This window comes from Streptomyces sp. NPDC058864 (assembly GCF_042742985.1).
Classification (GTDB): domain Bacteria; phylum Actinomycetota; class Actinomycetes; order Streptomycetales; family Streptomycetaceae; genus Actinacidiphila.
Map to the genome: position 1 here is coordinate 174850 of NZ_JBHYMQ010000001.1, position 24108 is coordinate 198957.

22 protein-coding genes are annotated in these 24108 nt (G+C 73.2%); 10 read left to right on the forward strand and 12 right to left on the reverse strand.

Annotated elements, in window-relative coordinates; all coding sequences use genetic code 11:
- Positions 1-3: 3 nt before the first annotated feature.
- The 3 genes from ACFW3D_RS00830 to ACFW3D_RS00840 form a co-directional block, all read right to left on the reverse strand.
- Entirely contained in the window at positions 4-1728 is a 1725-nt protein-coding gene (locus ACFW3D_RS00830; RefSeq protein ID WP_500499810.1) for a phospho-sugar mutase, read from the reverse strand.
- A gap of 281 nt (positions 1729-2009) precedes the next feature.
- Positions 2010-2843: a purine-nucleoside phosphorylase gene (locus ACFW3D_RS00835; protein ID WP_500499812.1), complete on the reverse strand. Its 834-nt coding sequence runs from the start codon at positions 2841-2843 to the stop codon at positions 2010-2012.
- Between the two features lie 253 nt (positions 2844-3096).
- Positions 3097-3534 (reverse strand): gamma-glutamylcyclotransferase family protein, encoded by a 438-nt coding sequence (locus ACFW3D_RS00840; protein ID WP_431948878.1) that lies wholly within the window; start codon positions 3532-3534, stop codon positions 3097-3099.
- A 63-nt stretch (positions 3535-3597) separates the two neighbouring features.
- Between ACFW3D_RS00840 and ACFW3D_RS00845 the strand changes: the two genes are divergently transcribed.
- Both ACFW3D_RS00845 and ACFW3D_RS00850 read left to right on the forward strand, forming a co-directional pair.
- Positions 3598-5046, forward strand: a complete 1449-nt coding sequence (locus tag ACFW3D_RS00845; protein ID WP_500499814.1) for an NAD(P)H-quinone dehydrogenase — start codon at positions 3598-3600, stop codon at positions 5044-5046.
- 190 nt (positions 5047-5236) lie between these two features.
- Entirely contained in the window at positions 5237-6226 is a 990-nt protein-coding gene (locus tag ACFW3D_RS00850) for a DeoR/GlpR family DNA-binding transcription regulator (protein ID WP_500500153.1), read from the forward strand.
- An 83-nt stretch (positions 6227-6309) separates the two neighbouring features.
- Here ACFW3D_RS00850 and ACFW3D_RS00855 read toward each other — a convergent pair whose 3' ends face one another.
- Complete coding sequence (locus ACFW3D_RS00855; RefSeq protein ID WP_500499817.1) at positions 6310-8082, reverse strand: acetyl/propionyl/methylcrotonyl-CoA carboxylase subunit alpha; 1773 nt, start codon at positions 8080-8082, stop codon at positions 6310-6312.
- A gap of 376 nt (positions 8083-8458) precedes the next feature.
- Between ACFW3D_RS00855 and ACFW3D_RS00860 the strand changes: the two genes are divergently transcribed.
- Positions 8459-8920 carry a hypothetical protein gene (locus ACFW3D_RS00860; RefSeq protein WP_500499819.1) on the forward strand — a complete coding sequence of 154 codons (462 nt, stop codon included), beginning with the start codon at positions 8459-8461 and terminating at the stop codon, positions 8918-8920.
- A gap of 48 nt (positions 8921-8968) precedes the next feature.
- Here ACFW3D_RS00860 and ACFW3D_RS00865 read toward each other — a convergent pair whose 3' ends face one another.
- The 4 genes from ACFW3D_RS00865 to ACFW3D_RS00880 all read right to left on the reverse strand — a co-directional run bounded on the left by ACFW3D_RS00865 (position 8969) and on the right by ACFW3D_RS00880 (position 11628).
- Positions 8969-9580 (reverse strand): nucleoside triphosphate pyrophosphatase, encoded by a 612-nt coding sequence (locus tag ACFW3D_RS00865; RefSeq protein ID WP_500499821.1) that lies wholly within the window; start codon positions 9578-9580, stop codon positions 8969-8971.
- 14 nt (positions 9581-9594) lie between these two features.
- Positions 9595-9726: a morphogenic membrane protein MmpB gene (gene mmpB / locus ACFW3D_RS00870; protein WP_500499822.1), complete on the reverse strand. Its 132-nt coding sequence runs from the start codon at positions 9724-9726 to the stop codon at positions 9595-9597.
- 90 nt (positions 9727-9816) lie between these two features.
- Positions 9817-10023 carry an acyl-CoA carboxylase subunit epsilon gene (locus ACFW3D_RS00875; protein ID WP_500499824.1) on the reverse strand — a complete coding sequence of 69 codons (207 nt, stop codon included), beginning with the start codon at positions 10021-10023 and terminating at the stop codon, positions 9817-9819.
- 15 nt (positions 10024-10038) lie between these two features.
- Entirely contained in the window at positions 10039-11628 is a 1590-nt protein-coding gene (locus tag ACFW3D_RS00880; RefSeq protein ID WP_500499825.1) for an acyl-CoA carboxylase subunit beta, read from the reverse strand.
- A 217-nt stretch (positions 11629-11845) separates the two neighbouring features.
- Here ACFW3D_RS00880 and ACFW3D_RS00885 point away from each other — a divergent pair, with 217 nt between their 5' ends.
- From ACFW3D_RS00885 to hutH, 5 genes are all read left to right on the forward strand, one after another.
- Positions 11846-12688, forward strand: a complete 843-nt coding sequence (locus tag ACFW3D_RS00885) for a biotin--[acetyl-CoA-carboxylase] ligase (RefSeq protein ID WP_500499827.1) — start codon at positions 11846-11848, stop codon at positions 12686-12688.
- Between the two features lie 90 nt (positions 12689-12778).
- Positions 12779-13927, forward strand: coding sequence for an adenylate/guanylate cyclase domain-containing protein (locus ACFW3D_RS00890; protein ID WP_500499829.1), 1149 nt, complete (start codon positions 12779-12781; stop codon positions 13925-13927).
- Between the two features lie 70 nt (positions 13928-13997).
- A complete protein-coding gene (locus ACFW3D_RS00895; protein ID WP_500499831.1) occupies positions 13998-14801 on the forward strand; it encodes an enoyl-CoA hydratase/isomerase family protein in 804 nt (267 codons plus the stop codon).
- A 98-nt stretch (positions 14802-14899) separates the two neighbouring features.
- Positions 14900-16051 (forward strand): diguanylate cyclase domain-containing protein, encoded by a 1152-nt coding sequence (locus ACFW3D_RS00900; RefSeq protein ID WP_500499833.1) that lies wholly within the window; start codon positions 14900-14902, stop codon positions 16049-16051.
- Positions 16052-16171: 120 nt separating this feature from the next.
- Positions 16172-17722, forward strand: coding sequence for a histidine ammonia-lyase (gene hutH / locus ACFW3D_RS00905; RefSeq protein ID WP_500500155.1), 1551 nt, complete (start codon positions 16172-16174; stop codon positions 17720-17722).
- Positions 17723-17773: 51 nt separating this feature from the next.
- Here hutH and ACFW3D_RS00910 read toward each other — a convergent pair whose 3' ends face one another.
- Positions 17774-18064 carry a hypothetical protein gene (locus ACFW3D_RS00910; RefSeq protein WP_500499834.1) on the reverse strand — a complete coding sequence of 97 codons (291 nt, stop codon included), beginning with the start codon at positions 18062-18064 and terminating at the stop codon, positions 17774-17776.
- 189 nt (positions 18065-18253) lie between these two features.
- Here ACFW3D_RS00910 and ACFW3D_RS00915 point away from each other — a divergent pair, with 189 nt between their 5' ends.
- Together ACFW3D_RS00915 and ACFW3D_RS00920 are read left to right on the forward strand one after the other, a co-directional pair.
- On the forward strand, positions 18254-18652 hold the full coding sequence (locus ACFW3D_RS00915; protein ID WP_500499836.1) for a hypothetical protein: 399 nt from the start codon (positions 18254-18256) through the stop codon (positions 18650-18652).
- A 249-nt stretch (positions 18653-18901) separates the two neighbouring features.
- The gene (locus ACFW3D_RS00920) at positions 18902-20191 is read left to right on the forward strand and encodes a L,D-transpeptidase (RefSeq protein WP_500499838.1); all 1290 of its coding nucleotides are present in this window, start codon (positions 18902-18904) and stop codon (positions 20189-20191) included.
- A gap of 97 nt (positions 20192-20288) precedes the next feature.
- Here ACFW3D_RS00920 and ACFW3D_RS00925 read toward each other — a convergent pair whose 3' ends face one another.
- From ACFW3D_RS00925 to xylB, 3 genes are all read right to left on the reverse strand, one after another.
- On the reverse strand, positions 20289-21170 hold the full coding sequence (locus ACFW3D_RS00925) for a prohibitin family protein (RefSeq protein WP_500499840.1): 882 nt from the start codon (positions 21168-21170) through the stop codon (positions 20289-20291).
- Positions 21171-21345: 175 nt separating this feature from the next.
- Positions 21346-22497 carry an ROK family protein gene (locus ACFW3D_RS00930; RefSeq protein ID WP_500500158.1) on the reverse strand — a complete coding sequence of 384 codons (1152 nt, stop codon included), beginning with the start codon at positions 22495-22497 and terminating at the stop codon, positions 21346-21348.
- A 169-nt stretch (positions 22498-22666) separates the two neighbouring features.
- Positions 22667-24079: a xylulokinase gene (gene xylB, locus ACFW3D_RS00935; RefSeq protein ID WP_500499842.1), complete on the reverse strand. Its 1413-nt coding sequence runs from the start codon at positions 24077-24079 to the stop codon at positions 22667-22669.
- Positions 24080-24108: the final 29 nt, after the last annotated feature.

The following is a 24108-nucleotide window of genomic DNA, read 5'->3' on the forward strand; positions in this document are numbered from 1 at the left end:
GCGTCAGGCCCGGGCCTCGTCCCGGGGAAGCCCGGCGGCGGTCGCGAGATCGGCCTTGACGGCCGCCAGGACCTCGGCGGCCTGGTCGCGGACGGCGGCCAGCCGGTCGGCACCCGGCACGGGCAGCACGACCTCCAGGTAGCACTTGAGCTTGGGCTCGGTGCCGCTCGGCCGCACGATCACCCGGGCCGACTCCACACCGGCGGCCGGGGAGCCGGCCAGCCGGTAGCGCAGGCCGTCGGTGGGCGGCAGCTGCGCGCTGCCCTTGGAGAGGTCTTCGGCGCTGACGACGGCGAGACCCGCCAGCGAGCTGGGCGGCCGCTCGCGCAGCCGGCTCATCGCGTCGTCGATGACCGACAGGTCGGCGACCCGCACCGAGAGCTGGTCGGTGGCGTGCAGCCCGTACTCCAGGGCGATGTCGTCCAGCAGGTCCGAGAGCGTACGGCCCTTGGCCTTGAGCTCGGCGGTCAGTTCCGCCACGGCCAGCGCGGCGGTGACACCGTCCTTGTCGCGCACGCCCGCGGGGTCGACGCAGTAGCCCAGCGCCTCCTCGTAGCCGAAGCGCAGACCGTCCACCCGGGCGATCCACTTGAAGCCGGTCAGGGTGTCGGCGTAGGGCAGTCCCGCGCGGGCCGCGATGCGGGAGAGCAGGGAGGAGGAGACGATGCTCGCCGCGAAGGTGCCGCCGGCCCGCCGGTGCACCAGGTGGGTGGCGAGCAGCGCGCCGACCTCGTCGCCGCGCAGCATCCGCCAGCCGTCCGCGGCGGCGCGGTCCGGTACGGCGACGGCGCAGCGGTCGGCGTCGGGGTCGTTGGCGATGATGACGTCGACATCGGGTCCGAGCGCCCGGGCCGCGGCGAAGGCCAGATCCATCGCCCCCGGCTCCTCCGGGTTGGGGAAGGCGACGGTCGGGAAGTCCGGGTCCGGCTCGCCCTGTTCGGCGACGACGTGCGGAGCGGTGAACCCGGCCCGCTCGAAGGCGGCGGTCAGCACGTCGCGGCCGACCCCGTGCAGAGGGGTGTAGACGACCGAGAGGTCACGCGGGGTGTGCCGGTCCACGACCGAGGCGGCGCGGTCCAGGTAGGCCTCGACGACCTCCTCGCCGAGCACCTGCCAGCCCTCGTCCGCCAGCGGAACGCCGGCCAGCGGGCCGATCGCGGCGATCTCGTCGGCGATCCCGGCGTCGGCGGGCGGGACGATCTGCGAGCCGTCGCCCAGGTAGACCTTGTAGCCGTTGTCGCGCGGGGGGTTGTGGCTCGCGGTCACCGCCACGCCCGCGACGGCGCCCAGATGACGGATCGCGAAGGCCAGTACCGGCGTCGGCAGCGGCCCGGGCAGCACGGCCGCCCGCAGACCCGCGCCGACCATGACGGCGGCGGTGTCGCGGGCGAAGTCCACCGACTTGTGGCGGGCGTCGTGACCCACGACGACCAGCCCGTCGCCCCGGCCCTGCGCCTTGAGGTACGCGGCGAGCCCGGCCGCGGCCCGGATGACCACGGAGCGGTTCATGCGCATCGGCCCCGCGCCGACCTCCCCGCGCAGCCCCGCCGTGCCGAACTGCAGGGTGCCCGCGAACCGGGCCGCGAGGTCGCCGGTCGCCGCCGTGTCACCCGACTCGACGGCCGCGAGCAGGGCCTCGAGTTCGGCCCGGGTGTCCGGGTCCGGGTCCTCGGCCAGCCAGGTGCGCGCCTGGGGGATCAGCTCCGCGTTCTCGCTTGCGCTTGCCACGTGATGCTCCTGCGATGTCTCGGTCTTCGGTGCCGTCCGCGCCGCGCCGCGGGTCGGCCTGGGGCCCTCGGCCCGTCATGCCCGCGACCGGCGTCACAGCGGGAGGCCGAGCGGCGGGATCCCGTCCGGCCGGGCGGCGGCGGAGCGGGCAGCCGCGACGAGCGCCGCCCGGTTACCTCCCCGTAGGGCGCCTTCCCTAACCAGGGTGCGGGCACCCCTGGGATCGCGCGCGGTGTGCCGGCACGGGTGCGCCGGCCCGCTCCACCGGGGGCGTGGGGCGGTCAGATCCGCTCGAGCACCTGGGCGAGCAGACTGCCCATGCGCGCGGCGGAGTCGCGGCCGGCCTCCAGGACCTCCTCGTGGTTCAGCGGCTCGCCCGTCATGCCGGCGGCGAGGTTGGTCACCAGGGAGATGCCGAGCACCTCGGCGCCCGCCTCGCGGGCCGCGATGGCCTCCAGCGCGGTGGACATGCCGACGAGGTCGCCGCCGATGACCCGGACCATGTTGATCTCGGCCGGGGTCTCGTAGTGCGGGCCGGGGAGCTGGACGTAGACGCCCTCCTCCAGGGAGGGGTCGACCTCCTTGCACAGCGCGCGCAGCCGCGGCGAGTACAGGTCGGTGAGGTCGACGAAGTTGGCACCGACGATCGGCGACGCGGCCGTCATGTTGATGTGGTCGCCGATGAGCACGGCCTGGCCGGGGCGGTACGTGGGGCGCAGCCCGCCGCAGCCGTTGGTGAGGACGACGGTCTTGCAGCCGGCGGCGACGGCGGTGCGCACGCCGTGCGCGACGGTGGCGACGCCGTGGCCCTCGTAGAAGTGGTTGCGGCCCAGGAAGACCAGCGCCCTCTTGTCGCCGATCCGCACGGAGCGCACCTTGCCGGAGTGCCCGGCCACGGCGGGCGGCGGGAAGCCCGGCAGCTCGGTCACCGCGAACTCGAACTCGGCCTCGCCGAGGGCGTCGGCGGCAGGCACCCAGCCGGAGCCCATCACCAGGGCGACGTCGTGGGTCTCGCCGCCGGTCAGCTCGCGCAGGCGAGCGGCGGCAGCCGTGGCGGCGGCGTACGGGTCGCCCAGCGGGGTGCGGGCAGCGTGGGGAGTTGCGGAAGAGTTCACGCCGATGAGAGTAGCCGGTTATCTCCTACGCGCGTAGACGTCCCAGGTCACGGTCTGCGAAATTTCGGAGGATCCGCCGATTGACGGCGCGCGCGGGGGCTTGGGGGCCGCTGTGCCGCAGCGTACGCGGGGGCTTTCCGCGGTGCCGTCCGCGGTGCTTTCCGCGAGGTTCCCGGCGGCGGCGTCGACGGTCCGTTCCGCCGTGCCGTCCGCCGTGCCGTCCGGGGTGCCTGCGGCCGTGCCGCCGGCCCGGTCAGCAGGGACGCTTGCGCAGTTCCATGACGTAGTCGTGCGGGGCGCCGGCGGACTCGGCCGCGTCCGCGATCTCGCCGAGGTAGCGCGCGGACGGCAGGCCGCCCTCGTAGTCGTTGAGGACGTAGATCCACGCGGGCAGGTCGCCGTCGAGGGTGTGCACGCGCACCATGTGGCGCCGGTAGATGCCCAGGGGGACGCCCTCCCAGCGGTCCACCGCCTCCTCGTCGACCGGCGCGATGTCGTACAGGCCGACGAAGACCTGGTGCAGCGGGTCCTCCACCAGGGTGGCGAGCGCGCCCTCCCAGCCCATCTGCTCGCCGCCGAAGGTCAGTCGCCAGCCGCTGAGCCAGCCGGTGCCGCGCAGGGGCGAGTGCGGGGCGCGGCGCGTCATCAGCCGGGCGTCGAGGTTGCCGGCGTAGGCGGCGTAGAGCGACATGGTCATGAGAGTACGACAGCGGGGCACCGCCCCCGTAAGTGATCACTTGGCGCGTGCGGGACAATGGGGTACGTGACTCGGATCGTGATCATTGGTGGCGGACCCGGCGGATACGAAGCGGCCCTGGTGGCCAGCCAGCTGGGAGCGGAGGTGACCGTCGTCGACTGCGACGGCCTGGGCGGGGCTTCGGTGCTCACCGACTGCGTGCCGTCGAAGACCCTGATCGCGACGGCCGAGGTGATGACCACCTTCGACTCGTCGTACGAGGAACTGGGCATCATCGTGGCGGACGACACACCGCACATCGAACAGGCCGCCCGGGTCGTCGGCGTCGACCTCGGCAAGGTCAACCGACGGGTCAAGCGCCTCGCGCTCGCCCAGTCCCACGACATCACCGCGTCCGTCACCCGTGCGGGCGCACGGGTGATGCGCGGCCGCGGCCGGCTGGAGGGCATGCAGGCGATCGACGGCTCCCGCACCGTCATCGTCGAGGCGGCCGACGGCACCTCCGAGACCCTCACCGCCGACGCCGTCCTGATCGCGACCGGCGGCCGCCCCCGCGAGCTGCCCGACGCCAAGCCGGACGGCGAGCGGATCCTCAACTGGACGCAGGTGTACGACCTGGAGGAGCTCCCCGAGGAGCTCATCGTGGTCGGCTCCGGCGTCACCGGCGCCGAGTTCGCCGGCGCGTACCAGGCGCTCGGCTCCAAGGTGACGCTGGTCTCCTCCCGCGACCGCGTCCTGCCCGGTGAGGACCCGGACGCCGCCGCCGTCCTGGAGGACGTCTTCCGCCGCCGCGGCATGAACGTCATGGCCCGTTCCCGCGCCGAGGCCGTCAAGCGGGTCGGCGACCGCGTCGAGGTCACCCTCTCCGACGGCCGGGTCATCACCGGCAGCCACTGCCTGATGGCGGTCGGCGCGATACCGAACACCTCCGCCATGGGCCTGGAGGGCGCGGGCGTCAAGCTCAAGGAGTCCGGCCACATCTGGACCGACAAGGTCTCCCGCACCTCGGCCCCGGGCGTGTACGCGGCCGGTGACGTCACGGGCGTCTTCGCGCTCGCCTCGGTCGCGGCCATGCAGGGCCGGATCGCGATGTACCACTTCCTGGGCGAGACGGTCGGTCCGCTCAACCTCAAGACGGTCTCCTCGAACGTCTTCACCGACCCCGAGATCGCGACCGTCGGCTACACCCAGGCCGACGTCGACGCGGGCGTCATCGACGCACGGGTCGTCAAGCTCCCGCTGCTGCGCAACCCGCGTGCCAAGATGCAGGGCATCAGGGACGGCTTCGTGAAGCTGTTCTGCCGTCCGGGCACCGGCATCGTGGTCGGTGGCGTGGTCGTCTCGCCGCGCGCCAGCGAACTCATCCACCCCATCTCGATCGCGGTCGACAACAACCTGACCGTCGAACAGATGGCGAACACCTACACGGTCTACCCCTCGCTGTCGGGTTCGATCGCCGAAGCGGCACGGCAGTTGGCGACCCGCAAGGCGGCCGGGGAGCTCTAGCCTCCGGCTCGCGGTACCGCGGTACCGGCATCCGTTCGTCACCGGAACGGATGCCGTCGCCTATATAGCACGGGACGTCCGACCCTGAGAACAACTTCTGTTAATCGGTGCAAACTGCTGATAGCAGACGGTCATTGGCGTTACTGTCAGTTTCGTGTTCGCAGCAGAACGTCGTCAACTGATCCTCGAAATGGTGCGTGCCAACGGAGCGGTCTCGCTCCGTGAGCTCGCCCGTGTCGTCCAGACCTCGGAAGTGACCGTACGGCGTGACGTGCGGGCGCTGGAGGCAGAAGGACTGCTCGACCGCCGGCACGGCGGTGCGGTGCTGCCGGGGGGCTTCACCAGGGAGTCCGGCTTCCCGCAGAAATCCCATCTATCGACCGCGGAGAAGACGGCGATCGCCGATCTCGCGGCAGGTCTCGTCGAGGAGGGCGAGGCAATCGTCGTCGGCGCCGGCACGACCACCCAGGAGCTGGCACGCCGGCTCGCCCGGGTGCCGGGGCTGACCGTCGTCACCAACTCCCTGCTGGTGGCGCAGGCACTGGCGCATGCGAACCGGGTCGAGGTCGTCATGACCGGTGGCACGCTCCGCGGCTCCAACTACGCGCTGGTCGGCAGCGGCGCCGAACAGTCCCTGCAGGGGCTGCGGGTGTCGCGGGCCTTCCTGTCCGGGGCGGGACTGTCCGCGGAACGCGGACTGTCCACGTCCAACATGCTCTCCGCCAGCGTCGACCGGGCCCTGGTCCAGGCGGCGGCGGAGGTCGTGGTCCTGGCCGACCACACCAAGCTGGGCACGGACACCATGTTCCAGACCGTGCCCACGGACCTGATCACCCATCTGGTCACGGACGAGCCCCCGGCGGGCGACGACCGCGCCGCCACGGAGCTCCAGGCGCTGGCCGACCGAGGTGTCCAGGTGGCCGTCGCCTCGACGGACGGAGCGGACAGCGGGATGACCCACGGGCGGCAGCGACGGGAGATGCCGCCCGTGCCGGGACCCCGGCGCCACCAGCACCCCTCCGGCAACTACCCGGGAGGTGCGGCTCCCGGCGAGCCGCGCGCCAGGGCCGCCGGCCAGTCGGTCGGCGGCGTGTCGGGGATGTCACCGCTGCGCACCGCCCAACTGGCCGGGGATCAGCAGGCCGCCCGGATCGCCGACCTGGCGCCGCGCAGACGCTAGCCCTGCCGGTGACATGCGGCGGGCCCCGGCCGAGTGATCGGCCGGGGCCCGCCGCATCGGTGCTGCGGTTCGCGGACGGGACGTCAGTCCTTGATCTCGCAGAGCAGGGCGCCCGAGGAGACGGAGGAGCCGACGTCCGCGGTCAGGCCCTTGATGGTGCCGGCGCGGTGGGCGTTGATCGGCTGCTCCATCTTCATCGCCTCCAGCACCACCACGAGGTCGCCCTCGTTGACGTGCTGGCCCTCCTCGACGGCGATCTTGACGATGGTGCCCTGCATCGGGGACGTCAGGGAGTCGCCGGAGGCCGCGGAACCCGCCTTCTTGGTGGCGCGGCGCTTGGGACGCGCACCGCCGGCGGCGGCGGTGCGGGCCAGGGTCATGCCCAGCGAGGCGGGCAGGGAGACCTCCAGGCGCTTGCCGCCGACCTCGACCACCACGGTCTCGCGGCCGGGCTCGGCGTCCTCCTCGGCGTCGGCCGGGGCGGCGAAGGGCTTGATGTCGTTGACGAACCCGGTCTCGATCCACCGGGTGTGGACGGTGAACGGACCGGTCCCGCCGTTGACCTCGGGGGCGAACGCCGGGTCGGTGACCACCGCGCGGTGGAACGGGATGGCGGTGGCCATGCCCTCGACCTGGAACTCGGCCAGGGCGCGCGCGGCGCGCTGCAGGGCCTGCTGCCGGGTGGCGCCGGTGACGACGAGCTTGGCGAGCAGCGAGTCCCAGGCCGGGCCGATGACGCTGCCGGACTCGACGCCCGCGTCCAGGCGGACGCCGGGGCCGGTCGGCGGCTCAAAGCGGGTGACGGTGCCCGGGGCGGGCAGGAAGTTGCGGCCCGGGTCCTCGCCGTTGATGCGGAACTCGAAGGAGTGGCCGCGCAGCGGCGGGTCGTCGTAGCCCAGTTCCTCGCCGTCGGCGATGCGGAACATCTCGCGGACCAGGTCGATGCCGGTGACCTCCTCGGTGACCGGGTGTTCGACCTGCAGACGGGTGTTCACCTCCAGGAAGGAGATGGTGCCGTCCGTGCCGACCAGGAACTCGCAGGTGCCGGCGCCGACGTAGCCGGCCTCCTTGAGGATGGCCTTGGACGCCGCGTAGAGCTGGGCGTTCTGCTCCGGGGTGAGGAAGGGCGCGGGGGCCTCCTCCACCAGCTTCTGGTGGCGGCGCTGCAGGGAGCAGTCACGGGTGGAGACGACCACGACGTTGCCGTGGGTGTCCGCCAGGCACTGGGTCTCCACGTGCCGCGGCTTGTCGAGGTAGCGCTCGACGAAGCACTCGCCGCGGCCGAAGGCGGCGACGGCCTCGCGGACGGCCGACTCGTAGAGCTCGGGGACCTCGTCCAGGGTGCGGGCGACCTTCAGACCGCGGCCGCCGCCGCCGAAGGCGGCCTTGATCGCGATCGGCAGGCCGTTCTCGCGCGCGAAGGCGACGACCTCGTCGGCGCCCGAGACGGGGTCCGGGGTGCCCGCGACGAGGGGGGCCCCGGCGCGCTGGGCGATGTGCCGCGCGGCGACCTTGTCGCCGAGGTCGCGGATGGCCTGCGGCGGAGGGCCGATCCAGGTGAGCCCGGCGTCCAGGACGGCCTGGGCGAAGTCGGCGTTCTCCGACAGGAAGCCGTAGCCGGGGTGGACGGCGTCGGCCCCGGACTCGGCCGCGGCCGCCAGCACCTTGGAGATGTCCAGGTAACTGGTGGCCGGGGTGTCACCGCCCAGCGCGTACGCCTCGTCGGCCACGCGCACATGCAGCGCGTCCCGGTCCGGCTCCGCGTAGACGGCCACGCTGGCGATCCCGGCATCCCGGCAGGCACGGGCGACGCGGACTGCGATTTCACCGCGGTTGGCGATGAGCACCTTGCGCACGATGGCTCCCTCCTTGAAACAAGCAGAGTTTAGGTACTGGCGACACTTCGTGCCGAGGCACCCCTGGGGGTGAGCTTGCCCACACGGAGGGTGATACGGGCCCCCGATCGAGACCCGGATGCCTTGGCTTCCTACGGTAAAGCCCCATTTATCCCGGTGCTTGTGGCCCTGGGGTGTGGGCCGGGTCACCGCCTTCCACCGTGACCGACGTGGCGCTTTTTTTGTGGGAACTCCACGAAGGCCCGGGTAAATCTTTGCCGGACCGGCGCCCCATACGGGTGGTGCCGCGCGGACTCTTGCCGCAACTCCTACCCGTTAGTAGCGTTCGGCCCACGAAATACCGCCGGTAATAGGGGTCTGGGACAGGGGGCGCGCAGTGCGCAGAAGTGTCGCCGTGGCGGCGGCCGTATTGCTGATCCTGGAGGCGTTCGGCTTCGCCTTCGTCAACTGGATCATGGGTCTCGTCGTGCGCCACCAGCAGATGTCCCTGGCCGGGCTCGATCCGGGCGCGATGGCGGCGGGCGCGTGGGGGGCCGGTGTGGTGATGGCGCTCTTCCTCATCGGCTGCGCGGTCGTCCTCGTCCGCATGGCGCAGCACGACCGGGCCCCGGGCCGTTTCGGCCGGATCGTGCTCATCGTGTGCGCGGTGACCCACGGGGTCCTGGGCGCCGGGCTGGCCGCGCCGGTGGGCTGGGCCGCGTTCGTGGGGATGATGGTGATCCTGGGGTTCGTGGTGCTCGCCCTCGTGCTCTACACGGGGGAGACCCCGGCCTCGGGTCAGGGCGGCGAGCCCGGTGGGAGCACGCCCCCGCCGCCCGTCGCCCCCGCTGCCGTCTGACCGGGGCGGCCGGGGCGGGCGTCTGACCGGCCGCCCCGGGCGGCCGGCTCAGACCCAGAAGTCGGTGATGCGCAGGTCCAGCTCGGCGAGGAGGCGGCGCAGCAGCGGCAGGGAGATGCCGATGACGTTGCCGTGGTCGCCCTCGATGCCCTCGACGAACGGCGCCGAGCGGCCGTCGAGGGTGAAGGCGCCGGCCACGTGCAGCGGCTCGCCCGAGGCGACGTAGGCCGCGATCTCGGCGTCGTCCGGGGTGCCGAACCGCACCGTGGTGGAGGCGGTCGCCGAGACCCGGCGGCCCGTGGCGAGGTCGATGACGCAGTGCCCGGTCCGCAGCACACCGGAGCGGCCGCGCATGGACTTCCAGCGGGCCGTGGCGTCCTCGGTGTCGGCCGGCTTGCCCAGCGCCTGCCCGTCCAGGTCGAGGACGGAGTCGCAGCCGACGACGACCTCGCCGTCGGAGAGCCCCGCGGCGACCGCGGAGGCCTTGGCCTCGGCCAGTACCCGGGCCAGTTCGGCGGGGCTGTCGGCGCTGATCGCGTCCTCGTCGACGCCGCTGACGATGACCCGCGGGTCGAGTCCGGCCTGCTTCAGCAGCCCCAGGCGCGCGGGGGAGGCGGAGGCGAGGACGAGCGGGCGGGGGCTGCGGCTGCTGTCGGTCATGCCGGTCATCGTAGTCAGCAGCGCCAGGCCACCAGGGCGGTGATCAGGGGGACGGCGACGGCGATCACGATCATCGCGCGGCGCAGCATCGCCTGCGCCTGCCGCATCTCCTCGGGGGGTTCGTCGGACGGGTCTGACCACAGCATGCCGTCCAGGTTGCGCCGTGGAGGACGACCGCGCCTGAGTACGGGTACTCAGGCGCGGGCGGGCAAGCGGACCATTTGCATCCGGCCGGGTCAGTGCGGCCAGTAGCTGGAGCGCCAGGACACCGGCGCCGGGCGCAGCATCCGGCCGGGGACGTTGCGCGCGGGGGAGGCCCACTCGTCGGCCGCGCGCGGGCCGTCGGCGGGCCCCGCGGCCGCCGCGGCCCGGGCCTGGACGAGGGCCACGACGGCCGCGAGCTCCTCGGGGGTCGGGTTGCCCCGTTCGACCTTGATCACCATGGCTGGGCGCGCTCCTTACAGGGGGATGTTGCCGTGCTTCTTGGGGGGCAGGCTCTCGCGCTTGTTGCGCAGCGTCCGCAGCGCCTTCACCAGGTGCATGCGGGTCTCCGACGGCAGGATGACCCCGTCGACGTAACCGCGTTCCGCGGCGACGTAGGGGTTGAGCAGGGTGTCCTCGTACTCCTGCATCAGCTGGGCGCGCAGCGCCTCCGCCTCCTCCGGGGAGCCGGCCTCGGCCAGGGTGCGGCGGTGCAGGATATTGACGGCGCCCTGGGCGCCCATGACGGCGATCTGGGCGGTCGGCCAGGCCAGGTTGAGGTCGGCGCCCAGGTGCTTGGAGCCCATGACGTCGTAGGCGCCGCCGAAGGCCTTGCGCGTGATGACGGTGATCAGCGGGACCGTGGCCTCGGCGTACGCGTAGATCAGCTTGGCGCCGCGCCGGATGATGCCGTTCCACTCCTGGTCGGTGCCGGGCAGGAAGCCGGGGACGTCGACGAAGGTGACGACCGGGACGTTGAAGCTGTCGCAGGTGCGGACGAAGCGTGCCGCCTTCTCGCTGGCGTTGATGTCCAGGCAGCCGGCGAACTGCATCGGCTGGTTGGCGACGACGCCGACCGGGTGGCCCTCGATCCGGCCGAAGCCGGTGACGATGTTGGGCGCGAACAGCGCCTGGGTCTCCAGGAACTCGCCGTCGTCCAGGACGTGCTCGATGACCTGGTGCATGTCGTACGGCTGGTTCGCCGAGTCCGGGATCAGGGTGTCGAGCTCGAGGTCCTCCGCCGACACCTCCGGCTCCGCCTCCTGTGGGAAGGCCGGGGCCTCCTGGAGGTTGTTGGACGGCAGGTAGGACAGCAGCGCCTTGACGTACTCGATGGCGTCCTTCTCGTCGCCGGCCATGTGGTGCGCGTTGCCGGAGACGGTGTTGTGCGAACGGGCGCCGCCCAGCTCCTCGAAGCCGACGTCCTCACCGGTGACGGTCTTGATGACGTCCGGGCCGGTGATGAACATGTGCGAGGTCTGGTCGACCATCACCACGAAGTCGGTGATGGCGGGGGAGTAGACCGCGCCGCCCGCGCAGGGGCCCAGGATGAGCGAGATCTGCGGGATGACGCCGGAGGCGTGGGTGTTGCGGCGGAAGATCTCGCCGTACAGGCCGAGCGAGGTGACGCCCTCCTGGATCCGCGCGCCCCCGGAGTCGTTGATGCCGATGACCGGGCAGCCGGTCTTCAGCGCCCAGTCCATGACCTTGACGATCTTCTCGCCGAAGACCTCGCCGAGCGCGCCGCCGAACACGGTGAAGTCCTGCGAGAAGACCGCCACCGGACGGCCGTCCACGGTGCCGTAGCCGGTGACGACGCCGTCGCCGTAGGGACGGTTCTTCTCCAGCCCGAAGTTGGTCGAGCGGTGCCGGGCCAGCTCGTCCAGCTCGACGAAGGAGCCCTCGTCCAGCAGCAGTTCGATGCGCTCACGCGCGGTCAGTTTGCCCTTGGCGTGCTGCTTCTCCACCGCGCGCGACGAGCCGGCATGCGTCGCCTCGTCGATGCGGTGGCGCAGGTCCGCCAGCTTGCCCGCAGTGGTGTGGATGTCGATCTCCGGCTCGGCCATGGGAGGCGGCTCTCCTGCTCTCGTCGGGTCGTTCTGAGGGTGTGACGTGACTGGCGAGTAATGCTGTTTTCGTAGCGTAACCGCGCGGATGCTGCCCGGTCAGTGCGGCGTTGGCCACACTCCACTCCCAGGGTCCGCCTTCCCGGCCGCCGCGTCGTCCCGGACCTCGTCGGGCCGCGTCCACGGCGATCAGCAGGGCAGACCCTAGGCTGGAACCATGACCTCGAACCGCTGGTCCGACCTCGAGCGGCCGCCGCTCAACGCGGCCGCCCTGCGCCGCGCGATCGTCACCCCCGACAGCCTCTGGACCGACCTGGACGTGGTCGAGTCCACCGGCTCCACCAACAGCGACCTGGGCGCCCGGGCCCGGGAGGGCGCCGCCGAGGGCGCGGTCCTGGTCGCCGAGGAGCAGTCCGCGGGGCGCGGCCGCCTGGACCGCCAGTGGCGGGCCCCCGCCCGCTCCGGGCTCTTCTTCTCCGTGCTGCTGCGGCCGACCGCCGTTCCGCCCGCGCGCTGGGGCTGGCTGCCGCTGCTGGCGGGCGTCGCGACGGCCACCGCCGTGGCGCGGACGGCGGGCGTGGACACCGGGCTGAAGTGGCCCAACGACGTGCTCGTCACCGTCGGCGGCGAGGAGCGCAAGGCTGGCGGCATCCTCGCCGAGCGGGTCGGCGACGACGCCGTGGTGATCGGCATCGGCCTCAACGTCACGCTCCGCGAGGAGGAGCTGCCGGTGCCCGCCGCGGGCTCGCTCGCGCTCGCCGGGGCCAAGGGCACCGACCGCGATCCGCTGCTGCGGGCGGTGCTGCGTTCCCTCGCCGACTGGTACGGCGAGTGGCTGCGCGCCGACGGCGACCCGGCGGCCTCGCGGCTGCAGCAGGCGTACGCCGCCGGCTGCGTGACGCTCGGCCGCACCGTGCGCGCCGAACTCCCGGGCGGGGCCGAGGTCAGCGGGCGCGCGGTGGCCGTCGACGACGACGGGCGGCTGGTCGTCGCGACCGACGAGGGCGAGCGGGCGGTCGGCGCGGGCGACGTCGTCCATGTGCGCCCGGCGGGAGAGTGAGCCAGACCACACCTGCCGTATTGTTGAGGCGGCAGCCTCCGGCACGGTGATCGGAAGGCCGGTGCGCAGGGACCCAGGAGGGGGCGGGCGGTGACCGTGGACGACGCGAGCGACCTCCCGCCGCACGAGGAGCCGGGCGGGCCGGAAGGCGGGCAGCCGGAACGCGAGGAGCGTGAAGAGCCCGAGGAACGGGGCGGATCGGCCCGTGCGCAGGCCCTCGAGGAGGACCCGATCGCGCTCCGCCTGGAGCAGCTGATCCTCGGCTCGGGCCGGCACTACACACCCTTCCAGGCGGCCCGCAGCGCCGGCGTCTCCATGGACCTCGCCGCCCGGTTCTGGCGCGCGATGGGCTTCGCCGACATCGGCCAGGCCCGGGCGCTGACCGAGGCCGACGTCCTGGCGCTGCGGCGGCTGGCCGGCATGGTCGAGGCCGGGCTGATCAGCGAGAGCACGGCGATCCAGGTCGCCCGGTCCACCGGCCAGACCACGGCCCGGCTGGCCGAGTGGCAGACCGACTCCTTCCTGGAGGAGCTCACCGAACCGCCCGAACCCGGCATGACCCGGGGCGAGGTGGCCTATCCGCTGGTCGAGCTGCTGCTGCCGGAGCTGGAGGAGTTCCTGACGTACGTGTGGCGCCGGCAGCTCGCCGCGGCCACGAGCCGGGTCGTCCGCTCCGACGACGAGGAGGCCGTGGACCGCCGGCTCGCGGTCGGCTTCGCGGACCTCGTCGGCTTCACCCGGCTCACCCGCCGGCTGGAGGAGGAGGAACTCGGCGAGCTGGTCGAGGCGTTCGAGACCACGGCCGCCGACCAGGTGGCCGCGCACGGCGGACGGCTCGTCAAGACCCTCGGCGACGAAGTGCTGTTCATCGCGGACGACGCGGGGACGGCCGCCGAGATCGGCATGCGGCTCATCGAGACGATGAACGGCGACGAGACGATGCCGGCGCTGCGCGTCGGCATGGCCTTCGGCACCGTCACGACCCGCATGGGCGACGTCTTCGGCACCACGGTGAACCTGGCGAGCCGGCTGACCTCGATAGCGCCCCGGGACGCGGTGCTCGTCGACGGCGAGCTGGCGCAGGCGCTCGTCGCGGCGGGCGAGGCACCCGAGTCGGAGGCGGAGATCGCGCCCGGGTCGGAGGAGAAGTACCGCTTCGGGCTGCAGCCCATGTGGCGGCGGCCGGTGCGCGGTCTCGGCGTGGTCGAGCCCTGGCTGCTGAGCCGCCGGGGCGGCTGAGCGGGCGCGCCCACTACGCTGGCCGTCGACGGTTCACGATCGTTAACGGCGACCCGGAGGTGGCGGCGCGATGGCCGAGCAGCGGTTTGGCGAGTGGGTGGCGGTACGCAGGCACGGTGACGCCGGGCGGGTGGCGGAACTGGTGCTGGACCGGCCCAAGGCGATGAACGCCATCTCGACGGACATGGCCCGGGCGGTCACCGAGGCGTGCGAGGCGCTGTCCGGCGACCGGTCGGTGAGCTGCGTCGTGCTCACCTCGACCCACGAGCGGGCGTTCTGCGTGGGCGCCGACCTCAAGGAGCGCAACTCCTTCACCGACGCCGACCTCGGGCGGCAGCGCCCGTACACGCGGGCCGCCTACACGGCCGTGCTGGAGCTGGCGATGCCGTCGGTGGCCTCGGTGCACGGCTTCGCCCTCGGCGGCGGCTACGAACTGGCGCTGGCGTGCGACGTGATCGTCGCGGACCCGACGGCGGTCGTGGGGCTGCCGGAGGTCACGGTGGGCGTGATCCCCGGCGGTGGCGGCACGCAGCTGCTGCCGCGCCGGGTGGGCGCGGCACGGGCGGCGCAGCTGATCTTCACCGGGCGCCGGGTGCCCGCCGCGGAGGCGCTGGCGCTGGGGCTGGTGGACGTGCTCGCGGAGGAGGGCCAGGACCGCATGGAGGCGCTCGCGCTGGCCGCGCGGATCGCCGCGAACTCGCCGGTGGGCCTGCGGGCCGCCAAGCGGGCGCTTCGGCTGGGCCAGGGCACGGACCTGCGGACCGGGCTGGACGTCGAGGACGCCGCCTGGCGCACGGTCGCCTTCTCCGGGGACCGCGCCGAGGGCGTCGCGGCGTTCAACGACAAGCGCGACCCGGTGTGGCCGGGTGAGTGATTGAGGGGGAAAACGACCGTGCCGCCGACGCGTAACGTGCGGGGCCGTGCGAACGTCGCAGACTGGTAAAAAGTTCTGCTGCGACAGGAGACGGGCGCATGAACGGCACCGGCGGGGACGCTCGGCTGCGTGCCGTCGCCGAACTCGCGAGGGCGGTGGCGGCGGCGAAGTCGCCCATGGAGGCGGCCGTCGCCGCCGCGTCCTCGGCACGGGCCGCGCTCGGCGGTTCCATGTCGGCGATCTCCCGCTGGGAGCGCGACCGGGGACGGCTGCGGGTCCTGGTCAACGACGGGGACCTGGCACCCGGCGAGGAGCCGCAGCCCGCCGAGGAGGTGTACTCGGTCGCGGACTTCCCGGAGATCGTGGAGTTCCTGCACGCCAAGTGGACCGAGGGCGGCGAGCCGCACGCCTGGATCGAGACCGCCGAGGGCCCCGCGGAGGGCCGCGGCGGCGCCTACTGCCACCAGCGGGTGGCCACCCTGCGGCGGCGCGGCCGCACCTCCTGCGTCGTCGCGCCGATCATGCTGCACGGGCTCGCCTGGGGCGAGCTGTACGTGGCCCGGGGAACCGGCCGGCCGGTCTTCGACCGGGACGACGCCGAGTTCGCGACCGTGCTCGCCACGCTCACCGCGGCCGGGATCGCCCAGACCGAGCGGCTGGCCGAGGTGCGCCGGCTGGCGTTCAGCGACCCGCTGACCGGGCTGGCCAACCGGCGGGCCGTCGACCAGCGGCTGGAGGAGGCGGTGGAACGGCACCGGGCCGACGGGACCCCGGTGAGCCTGGTGGTCTGCGACCTCAACGGGCTCAAGCGGGTCAACGACCAGCTCGGACACGCGGTCGGCGACCGGCTGCTGGTCGGCTTCGGCTCCGTGCTGTCGCTGTGCGGGGCCGCCCTGGAGGGCAGCCTGGTGGCGCGGCTGGGCGGCGACGAGTTCTGCCTGCTCTCCGTCGGGCACCGGGCGGAGGACGTCGTGGCGGTCGCCGAGGAATTGTGCGTGCGCACCAAGTGGCTGGGGCTGGGCGACGGGGTGGCGGTCGGGGTGGCGTCCACGGACGCCGAGATCGGGGTGGTGACCTCGGGGCGCAGGCTGTTCCGGCTGGCGGACGCGGCCCAGTACCGGGCGAAGGCCCTGCACTCGGTGGAGCCGGTGGTCGCCGGGCGCGGGGCGCCCGAGGACCCGGTGGTCCGGCTCGCCGACCAGCCCGCGGGCCACGACGTGGAGCGGCGCCGCTTCCGGGGGAGGGACTGAGCGGCGGCCGGGGAGCGGGCCGCGGCACCGGGCCCGGCGGGCGCGGCGGGACCGCGCGGAAGAGCTCCACCGGGCACGTGACAGGTAGCGATTCAGTCCGTAGGGTTCGTGAATATGAGTATGCATAACGTGGTGATCGGGGCCCACGGGGTCGCGGCGGAGGACGTGCTGGCGGTCGCCCGCGGCGGTGCGCGGGTCGAGCTGTCTGCGGAGGCGCTGGCCGGGATCGCCGCGGCGCGCGAGGTCGTGGAGGCCCTGGCGGCGAAGCCGGAGCCGGTGTACGGCGTGTCGACGGGCTTCGGCGCGCTCGCGGTGCGGCACATCAGCCCCGAGCTGCGCGCGCAGCTGCAGCGCAGCCTGGTGCGCTCGCACGCCGCCGGCATGGGCCCGCGGGTGGAGCGCGAGGTGGTGCGCGCGCTGATGTTCCTGCGGCTGAAGACCCTGGCCTCGGGCCGTACCGGTGTCCGTCCCGTCGTCGCCGAGACGATGGCCGCGCTGCTCAACGCGGGCATCACCCCCGTCGTCCACGAGTACGGCTCCCTGGGCTGCTCCGGCGACCTGGCACCGCTCTCGCACTGCGCCCTGGTCCTGATGGGCGAGGGCGAGGCGGAGGGCCCCGACGGCGTCGTGCGCCCCGTGCCGGAACTGCTGGCCGAGCACGGCATCGAGCCCGTCGAGCTGCGCGAGAAGGAGGGCCTGGCCCTCATCAACGGCACCGACGGCATGCTCGGCATGCTCGTCATGGCAATCGACGACCTGCGCCGGCTGTTCACCGCCGCCGACGTCGCCGCCGCGCTGTCGCTGGAGGCGCTGCTGGGCACCGACAAGGTGCTCGCCCCCGAGCTGCACGCGATCCGCCCGCACCCCGGCCAGGCGGCCAGCGCGGAGAACATGCGCCGAGTGCTCGCCGGCTCCGGGCTCACCGGGCACCACCAGGACGACGCCCCGCGGGTGCAGGACGCGTACTCGATCCGCTGCGCCCCGCAGGTGGCCGGCGCCGGCCGGGACACCGTTACGCACGCGATGACGGTGGCCGACCGCGAGCTGGTCTCCGCCGTCGACAACCCGGTCGTCTTTCCCGATGGCCGCGTGGAGTCCAACGGCAACTTCCACGGCGCGCCCGTCGCCTACGTGCTGGACTTCCTGGCCATCGCCGCGGCCGACCTCGGCTCGATAGCGGAGCGGCGCACCGACCGGCTGCTGGACAAGAGCCGTTCGCACGGCCTGCCGGCCTTCCTGGCCGACGACCCGGGCGTGGACTCGGGCCTGATGATCGCCCAGTACACGCAGGCCGCGCTGGTCAGCGAGAACAAGCGGCTCGCGGTGCCCGCGTCGGTGGACTCCATCCCGTCCTCGGCGATGCAGGAGGACCACGTCTCGATGGGCTGGTCGGCCGCGCGCAAGCTGCGGCAGGCGGTGGACAACCTGGCCCGGATCATCGCGGTCGAGCTGATGGCCGCCTCCCGCGCCGTCGAGCTGCGCGTGCAGGGCAGCGAGGTGCTGGTGGCCGCCCCGGCGACCCGGGCGGTGCTGAAGGCCGCGCGCGAGGCGGGAGTGGGCGGCCCCGGTCCGGACCGCTTCCTGTCCCCGGACCTGGCGGCGGCCTACGACTTCGTGCGCGGCGGCGGTCTGGTGGCGGCGGCCGAATCGGTGACCGGCCCGCTCGCCTGATCCCGGCCCCGTTCCGCCCCGGTCCGAAGACCGGGGCGGAACGGGCGGGGCCTAGTACATCTCGCGGGCGCGACGGCTCGCGTTGATCACCAGTGCCGCTCCGAGGCCGAGGAAGGCGGTACCGCCGACCAGGTACGGCGTGGTGTCCACGCTTCCGGTGTCCGCCAGGTGCTGCCCCTGACCGGTGCCCGACCCGGTCGTGGTGGCGGTGGAAGCGGACGACTGCGCGCTCGTGTTCGCCGTGTGCTCGGCACTGGCGGACGCGTTGGGCACGAAGTACAGGGCGCCGAGGACGGCGGCCGCCGTGATGGCGACGAAGGCGGGCGGACGGTGCGAGGTCAACGGATCCCCCAGCGGTTGCGGCGACTTGACCGTGGAGCCCGATGGTAGTGAGACAACCGCCGTGGAGGGAAGTTCGACCCCGGAACCGGAGCTTCCGAGGGTTCCCGGGGGGCCGCCGCGGGTATCCTTCGGCGCCGGAAGCGGACTGCCTGCGCAACACGGGCCGTTCCCCCGCATACCCTCCGTCACATGAGCACTACTGACATCCCCACCGGGGAGAGCGGGCCGCGCTACGTGCGGCTCCAGGTGGAGCTGGTCCTGGAGATCACCGGGTCCGGCGAGCTGACCGACGCCGCGCTGGACCAGATCGGCGGCGACGAGTACATGCCGGACGACGAGCGGCAGCACGCCGAGGCGTCGGTGCGGCAGGACGAGTCGGAGGCGCTGGCCTACCTCGTCGATCCCTTCGACCTGGTCACCAGCGTGCCGGGGATCGAACTCGTGCAGGCGTCCTGGTCCTGCGCCCACACCGAGTACGACCCCGACTCCGACGAGTGGGACCTCTACGACGACGAGGCCGACGACGAGGCCGACGACGAGGCGGACGACGGAGCCGACATCGACGAGGAGGAACCGCGCGGACGCTGATCGCGTCTTCGCCAGTGCGTGACCCACCTGCCCCGGGCCCCTCACGGGTCCGGGGTTTCGCACGGGCCGCATGACCGCGCCCATGTCACGTGCGTCACGCACGTGTTCTTCCCCACACTTCCCGGCGTTGGGGAACGGACCAAAGACCCTGGCAGTTCCTGGACGTACGAGTGAGGCTCGATCGAGGGCCGTGGCCCGCGACGCAAGCGGGCCGGGGGAAACGCGTACCGGAAGACATTGGAGATCTGTGTGAAGCGCGCCGAGACCGGCACAGTCACCGACACGAGTCCCTCTCGCAAGCGGCGAGCCGGGCTGGCAGCCCTGGCGCTGCTCGCCGTCGGTGCGATCACCCTGACCGCCTGCGGGGGCGACAAGGCGGGCACGGCCGGTTCCGACAACAACGTCAAGTCGCAGGCCTCGGTCGACGAGCAGGCGGCCAAGGACGCGTCCGACGCCCGAATATCGATCACCCCGAAGACCGGCGCCGACAACGTCAGCATCAACACCGGCGCCAAGGTGCAGGTGGCCGACGGCGAGCTGACCAGCGTCGTGATGACCTCGGTCGCCGACGGTTCCGACGTCGAGGGCACGATCTCCGCGGACGGTACGAGCTGGGCCCCCAACGCCCCGCTGGAGCGGGCCACCCAGTACAAGATCGCCGCCAAGGCGGAGGACGGCAAGGGCCGCAAGGCCGCCGAGAACTCCACCTTCACCACGGTCAGCCCCCAGCACAGCTTCATCGGCTACTACACGCCCGAGAACGGCCAGACCGTCGGCGTGGGCATGCCGGTCTCGATCAACTTCACCAAGGCGATCGAGGACAAGAAGGCCGTCCAGTCGGCGATATCGGTGGCCTCCAGCAGCGGTCAGGAGGTCGTCGGCCACTGGTTCAACTCCACCCGGCTCGACTTCCGCCCCGAGGCCTACTGGCAGGCCGGTTCCACCGTCACCCTCAAGCTGGACCTCGACGGCGTCGAGGGCGCCAGCGGCGTCTACGGCGTCCAGAAGAAGACCGTCACCTTCAAGATCGGCCGCAGCCAGGTCTCCACGGTCGACGCCTCCACCCACCGGATGAAGGTCGTCCGCGACGGCAAGGTCGTCCGCAACATCCCGATCTCCGCCGGCTCGGACGAGAACACCACCTACAACGGCCAGATGGTGATCTCCGAGAAGTTCACCGAGACCCGGATGAACGGCGCCACCGTCGGCTTCACCGACGACGACGGCAAGGGCGAGTACGACATCAAGGACGTGCCGCACGCCATGCGCCTGACCACGTCCGGCACCTTCATCCACGGCAACTACTGGGGTGCCGACTCGGTGTTCGGCAACGTCAACACCAGCCACGGCTGCGTGGGCCTGAACGACACCAAGGGCGCCAAGGACACCTCCACCGACGCCTACTGGTTCTACACGAACTCGATCGTCGGCGATGTCGTGACCGTGAAGAACTCCAAGGACAAGACCGTCGACCCGGCGAACGGCCTCAACGGCTGGAACATGAGCTGGAGCGCCTGGAAGGCGGGCAGCGCGGTCTGAGACCGCTCCCGCCCCGGACGGCGACAGGGGCCCGGAACCGTGAGGTTCCGGGCCCCTGTGGCGTCCTCGGCGCCCTTCCCGGCCGTGGCCGGCGGCCTCAGTCCTTCGTGCCGTCCACGATGACCGGGGAGCCGTTCGCGTTCGTACCGCAGGGCACGGCGTACACCGGGTGGGACTTCGCGGCCTCGCGGAAGGCGTCCAGGCACTGGTTGTAGAGCACCTTGTCGTTCAGCGACCGGGCGATGATCCGGTTGGCGTTCGCGATGCCCTCCGCCTCGATCCGCTTGCGCTCCGCCTCCGCCTTGGCCGTCCTGGCCGCCTCGACGGCCCGCTCGGTGGCCTGCTGCTGCTGGATCTTCTTGTCGATCTGCTCCTGCAGCTGCTCGGAGGGCCGCACGTTGCGCAGGTTCACGGCCGCGACGTCGATGCCGCGCGGGGCGAGGCGCTGCTTGATCAGGGCGTCGATCTCCGAGCCGATCCGCTCCCGGGCGGAGGCGTACCCCTCCTCGCTGGTGTGCTTGGCGAAGACGTTGCGGATGATCTCGCGGCTGTCCGGCATCACCAGCCGTGACTGGATGGCCTCCTCGTTGCCCGCCAGCCGGTAGAGCTCGACGGCCTTGGCGGGCACCACGGCCCACTTGATGGTGACGTCGGCGTAGAGCACCCCGCCCTGCGAGGAGCGGACCTCGACCACGTCCTTGTCGTGCAGGTCGAGGTCGACCGGACGGGTGGAGAACGACGTGACGTCGGTGAACGGCGACCTGAAGTGGACACCGGAGGTCAGCGGCGAGCCGACCTTGCCGAAGGTGACCGGGACGCCGACCTCGTAGGCGCTCACGACGTGGACGCAGGCGAAGACACCGGCCAGCACGCCCGCCAGGGCGCTGAGCGCGGCCCCCAGCCTCCAGCCGCCGGAACTCTGGCCCCGGGCGACGAAGAACAGCACGACCGCCGCCACGAGCAGCAGGATGGACAGCACGAACACAGGGATCCCCCTCCGGAACACACGGACCGGCGCCGCCCCCCGGCCGCGCCGCGCAGCGCATGCTAACGGCCCGAGGTGACGATTCCGTGCTCCGTGTGACGGGCCGTGAGGAGCTGTGGCGAGGCTGTTGCGCGGCCCGTACAGGGCCGTGGCGGGGAGCCCCGGGGCGCTACCGCGAACGCAGCGCCTGGGGATCGTCCAGGACGGCGCGCACCACGCTGTACGCCGCCCCGAGCAGCACGCCCTCGCGGCCCAGCCGGGACACCCGCACGGCGTCCGCCCGCCATTGACGGTCCGTCACGCGGCGGCCCAGCTCGCGCTCGACGGCCGAGCGCAGCCACGGCGCCAGCGAGGCCAGTGTGCCGCCCAGCACGACGGCCTGCGGGTCCAGCAGGTTCACCGCGCCGCTCAGCGCGATGCCGAAGGCCTGTCCGGCGGCCGCGAGCGCCTTCAGCGCCGCGGGGTCCTGGTCCGTGGCGGCGGCCTGAAGGGCCTTCAGAGCGTCCGGTCGCTCCGGGGCGATGCCCGCGGCACGCAGCACGGCCTCCTCGCCCGCGTACTGCTCCAGGCAGCCGCGCGCCCCGCAGGAGCAGCGCGGGCCCGTCGGGTGCACGGGTACGTGGCCGAGCTCCCCGGCGAAGCCGCGCGCCCCGCGGAAGAGCCGGCCGTCGACGACCAGCGCCGCGCCGATGCCGATCTCCGCCGAGACGTGCACGAAGTCCGTGACGCCCTCGTGGCCGCCGAGCCAGAGTTCGGCCAGGGCACCGAGGTTGGCCTCGTTCTCGACGGTGACCGGGACGGGGGAGGCGGCGAGGCCGCCTCCTCCGGACCGCTCGAACCAGCCCGCGGCGTCGACGTCCTCCCAGCCGAGGTTCGGCGCCCGCATCACGACCTGCCGGTCCCGGCCGACCAGTCCCGGCACGGCGAGGGTCAGCCCGGCCGGGCCGAGACCGGCGGCCCGGGCCTCCCGCCGCACCTCGGCGACGAGCGCCGCGAGTTCGCGCAGCACCTCCGGCGCCGGGCGGCCGCGGTTGTCCGCCTCGACGCGGGCCCGGGCACGCACGGTGCCGCGCAGGTCGACCGCGACGGCGGCGAGGTGGTCCACCCCGACCTCCGCGCCGAGGCCTGCCGGACCGGTGTCGTTCAGCGCCAGGGCGGTGCCGGGGCGGCCGACCGTGCCGGGGCGCTGGGTGCCCAGCTCCACGAGCAGGCCGGTCGCCAGCAGCTCGTCGACGAGTGTCGACACGGTGGCCCGGGTCAGGCCGACCTCGGCGGCGACGGCCGCGCGGGAGACCTCGCCGTGGTCCGCCACGGCTCGCATCACCAGCGCCAGATTCCGCCGTCGCAACCCCGCCTGCGACCCCGGCCGTTCCGCCACGCCCCGGTCCCCTTCCGTTCTCGTCCGTCATCCGTCCTGGTCAACGTCCTGCCCCCACCCTCGCACGCCCCGCCCGCAGGACGGGCCACGGGCCCCGGGCGGGGCGGGCGGCTCACCGCACGTCGAACGCGTCGGCCAGGGCCGTCGCGAGGCGCTCGAGCGCGGCCTCGTCGCGCGGGACCGGGTCGTACGAGGGACCGGCCGTGGTGTCCCAGCGGCGGGCGACGGCCTGCGGGCTCTCCCCGGTGAGCAGCCCGGCGGCCTGCGCGGCCGCGCCGAGGGCGACCAGCTCCTCCGCGACGGGGATCCGGACGGCCCGCCCGGACAGGCGCCGCACGGTCTCCCGCCACGCCGTGCCGCGGGCGCCGCCGCCGATCAGCAGCAGCGGCTCGTCCGAGCCGGTGCCGTCGACCGCGAGCACCTGGTCGAGCGCGGTGAGCAGGGCGTACGCGGCGCCGTCGTAGGCGGCCTGGAGGATCTGGCCGGGAGTGGTGTCGTGCCGCAGCCCGGTGAGCAGCCCGGAGGCGTACGGCAGGTTCGGGGTGCGCTCGCCGTCGAGGAACGGGAGCAGGACCGTGCTGCCGCCCGCCTCGACCGCCTCGCGGTCCAGGGAGAGCAACCCCGCGATCTTGTCGACGGCGAGGGTGCAGTTGAGGGTGCAGGCCAGCGGCAGCCAGTCGCCGTGCCCGCCCGCGAAGCCGGCGACGATGCCGGTGGGGTCGGTGGGCCGGGTGGTGGCCGGGGTGTAGACGGTGCCGGAGGTGCCGAGGCTGAGCGCGGGCTGACCGGGCACGAGCCCGAGGCCCAGGGCCGCGGCGGCGTTGTCGCCGGTGCCCGCGCCGACCAGGACGCCCTCGCGCAGCGGCAGCCCGGGCAGGGTGACGCCGGCGGCCTCGCCGGGGCCCAGGACCCGGGGCAGCAGCGCCGGGTCCAGGCCGATCTCGGCGAGCAGCGCCTCGTCGTACGTCTCGGTGTCCGTGGCCCACCAGCCGGTGCCGGAGGCGTCGCCCCGGTCGGTGACGCCGGCGCCGCCGAGCCGCTCGGTGAGGAAGTCGTGCGGGAGGCGGACGGCCGCGGCGGCCTTGGCCGTCTCGGGCTCGTGCTCGGTGAGCCAGGCCCACTTGGTCACCGTGAAACTCGTGCCGGGCACGCTGCCGAAGCGCTGCGCCCAGTGCGCGGCGCCGTGCCGCTCCACCAGGGCGGCGGCCTGCGGGGCGGACCGCACGTCGTTCCACAGCATGGCGGGCCGCAGGGGCCGGCCGACCGGGTCGAGGACGACCAGGCCGTGCTGCTGGCCGCCGACCGAGATGGCATCGGCGCGCTCCGCGTACGGCCCGATCTGGGCGAGGGCGGCGCCGAGCGCACGCCACCACACCTCGGGGTCGGTCTCGCGGCCCGCTCCCTCGCTCACCGTGTGCCGGGCCTGTCCCCTGGCCAGCACCTCGCCCGTCTCCACGTCGACGGCGAGCACCTTGGTCGACTGGGTGGAGCTGTCCACACCCAGCGCGATCGGTCCGTTACCCATCCTGCGGCTCCCTTCACAAAGCGGCGATG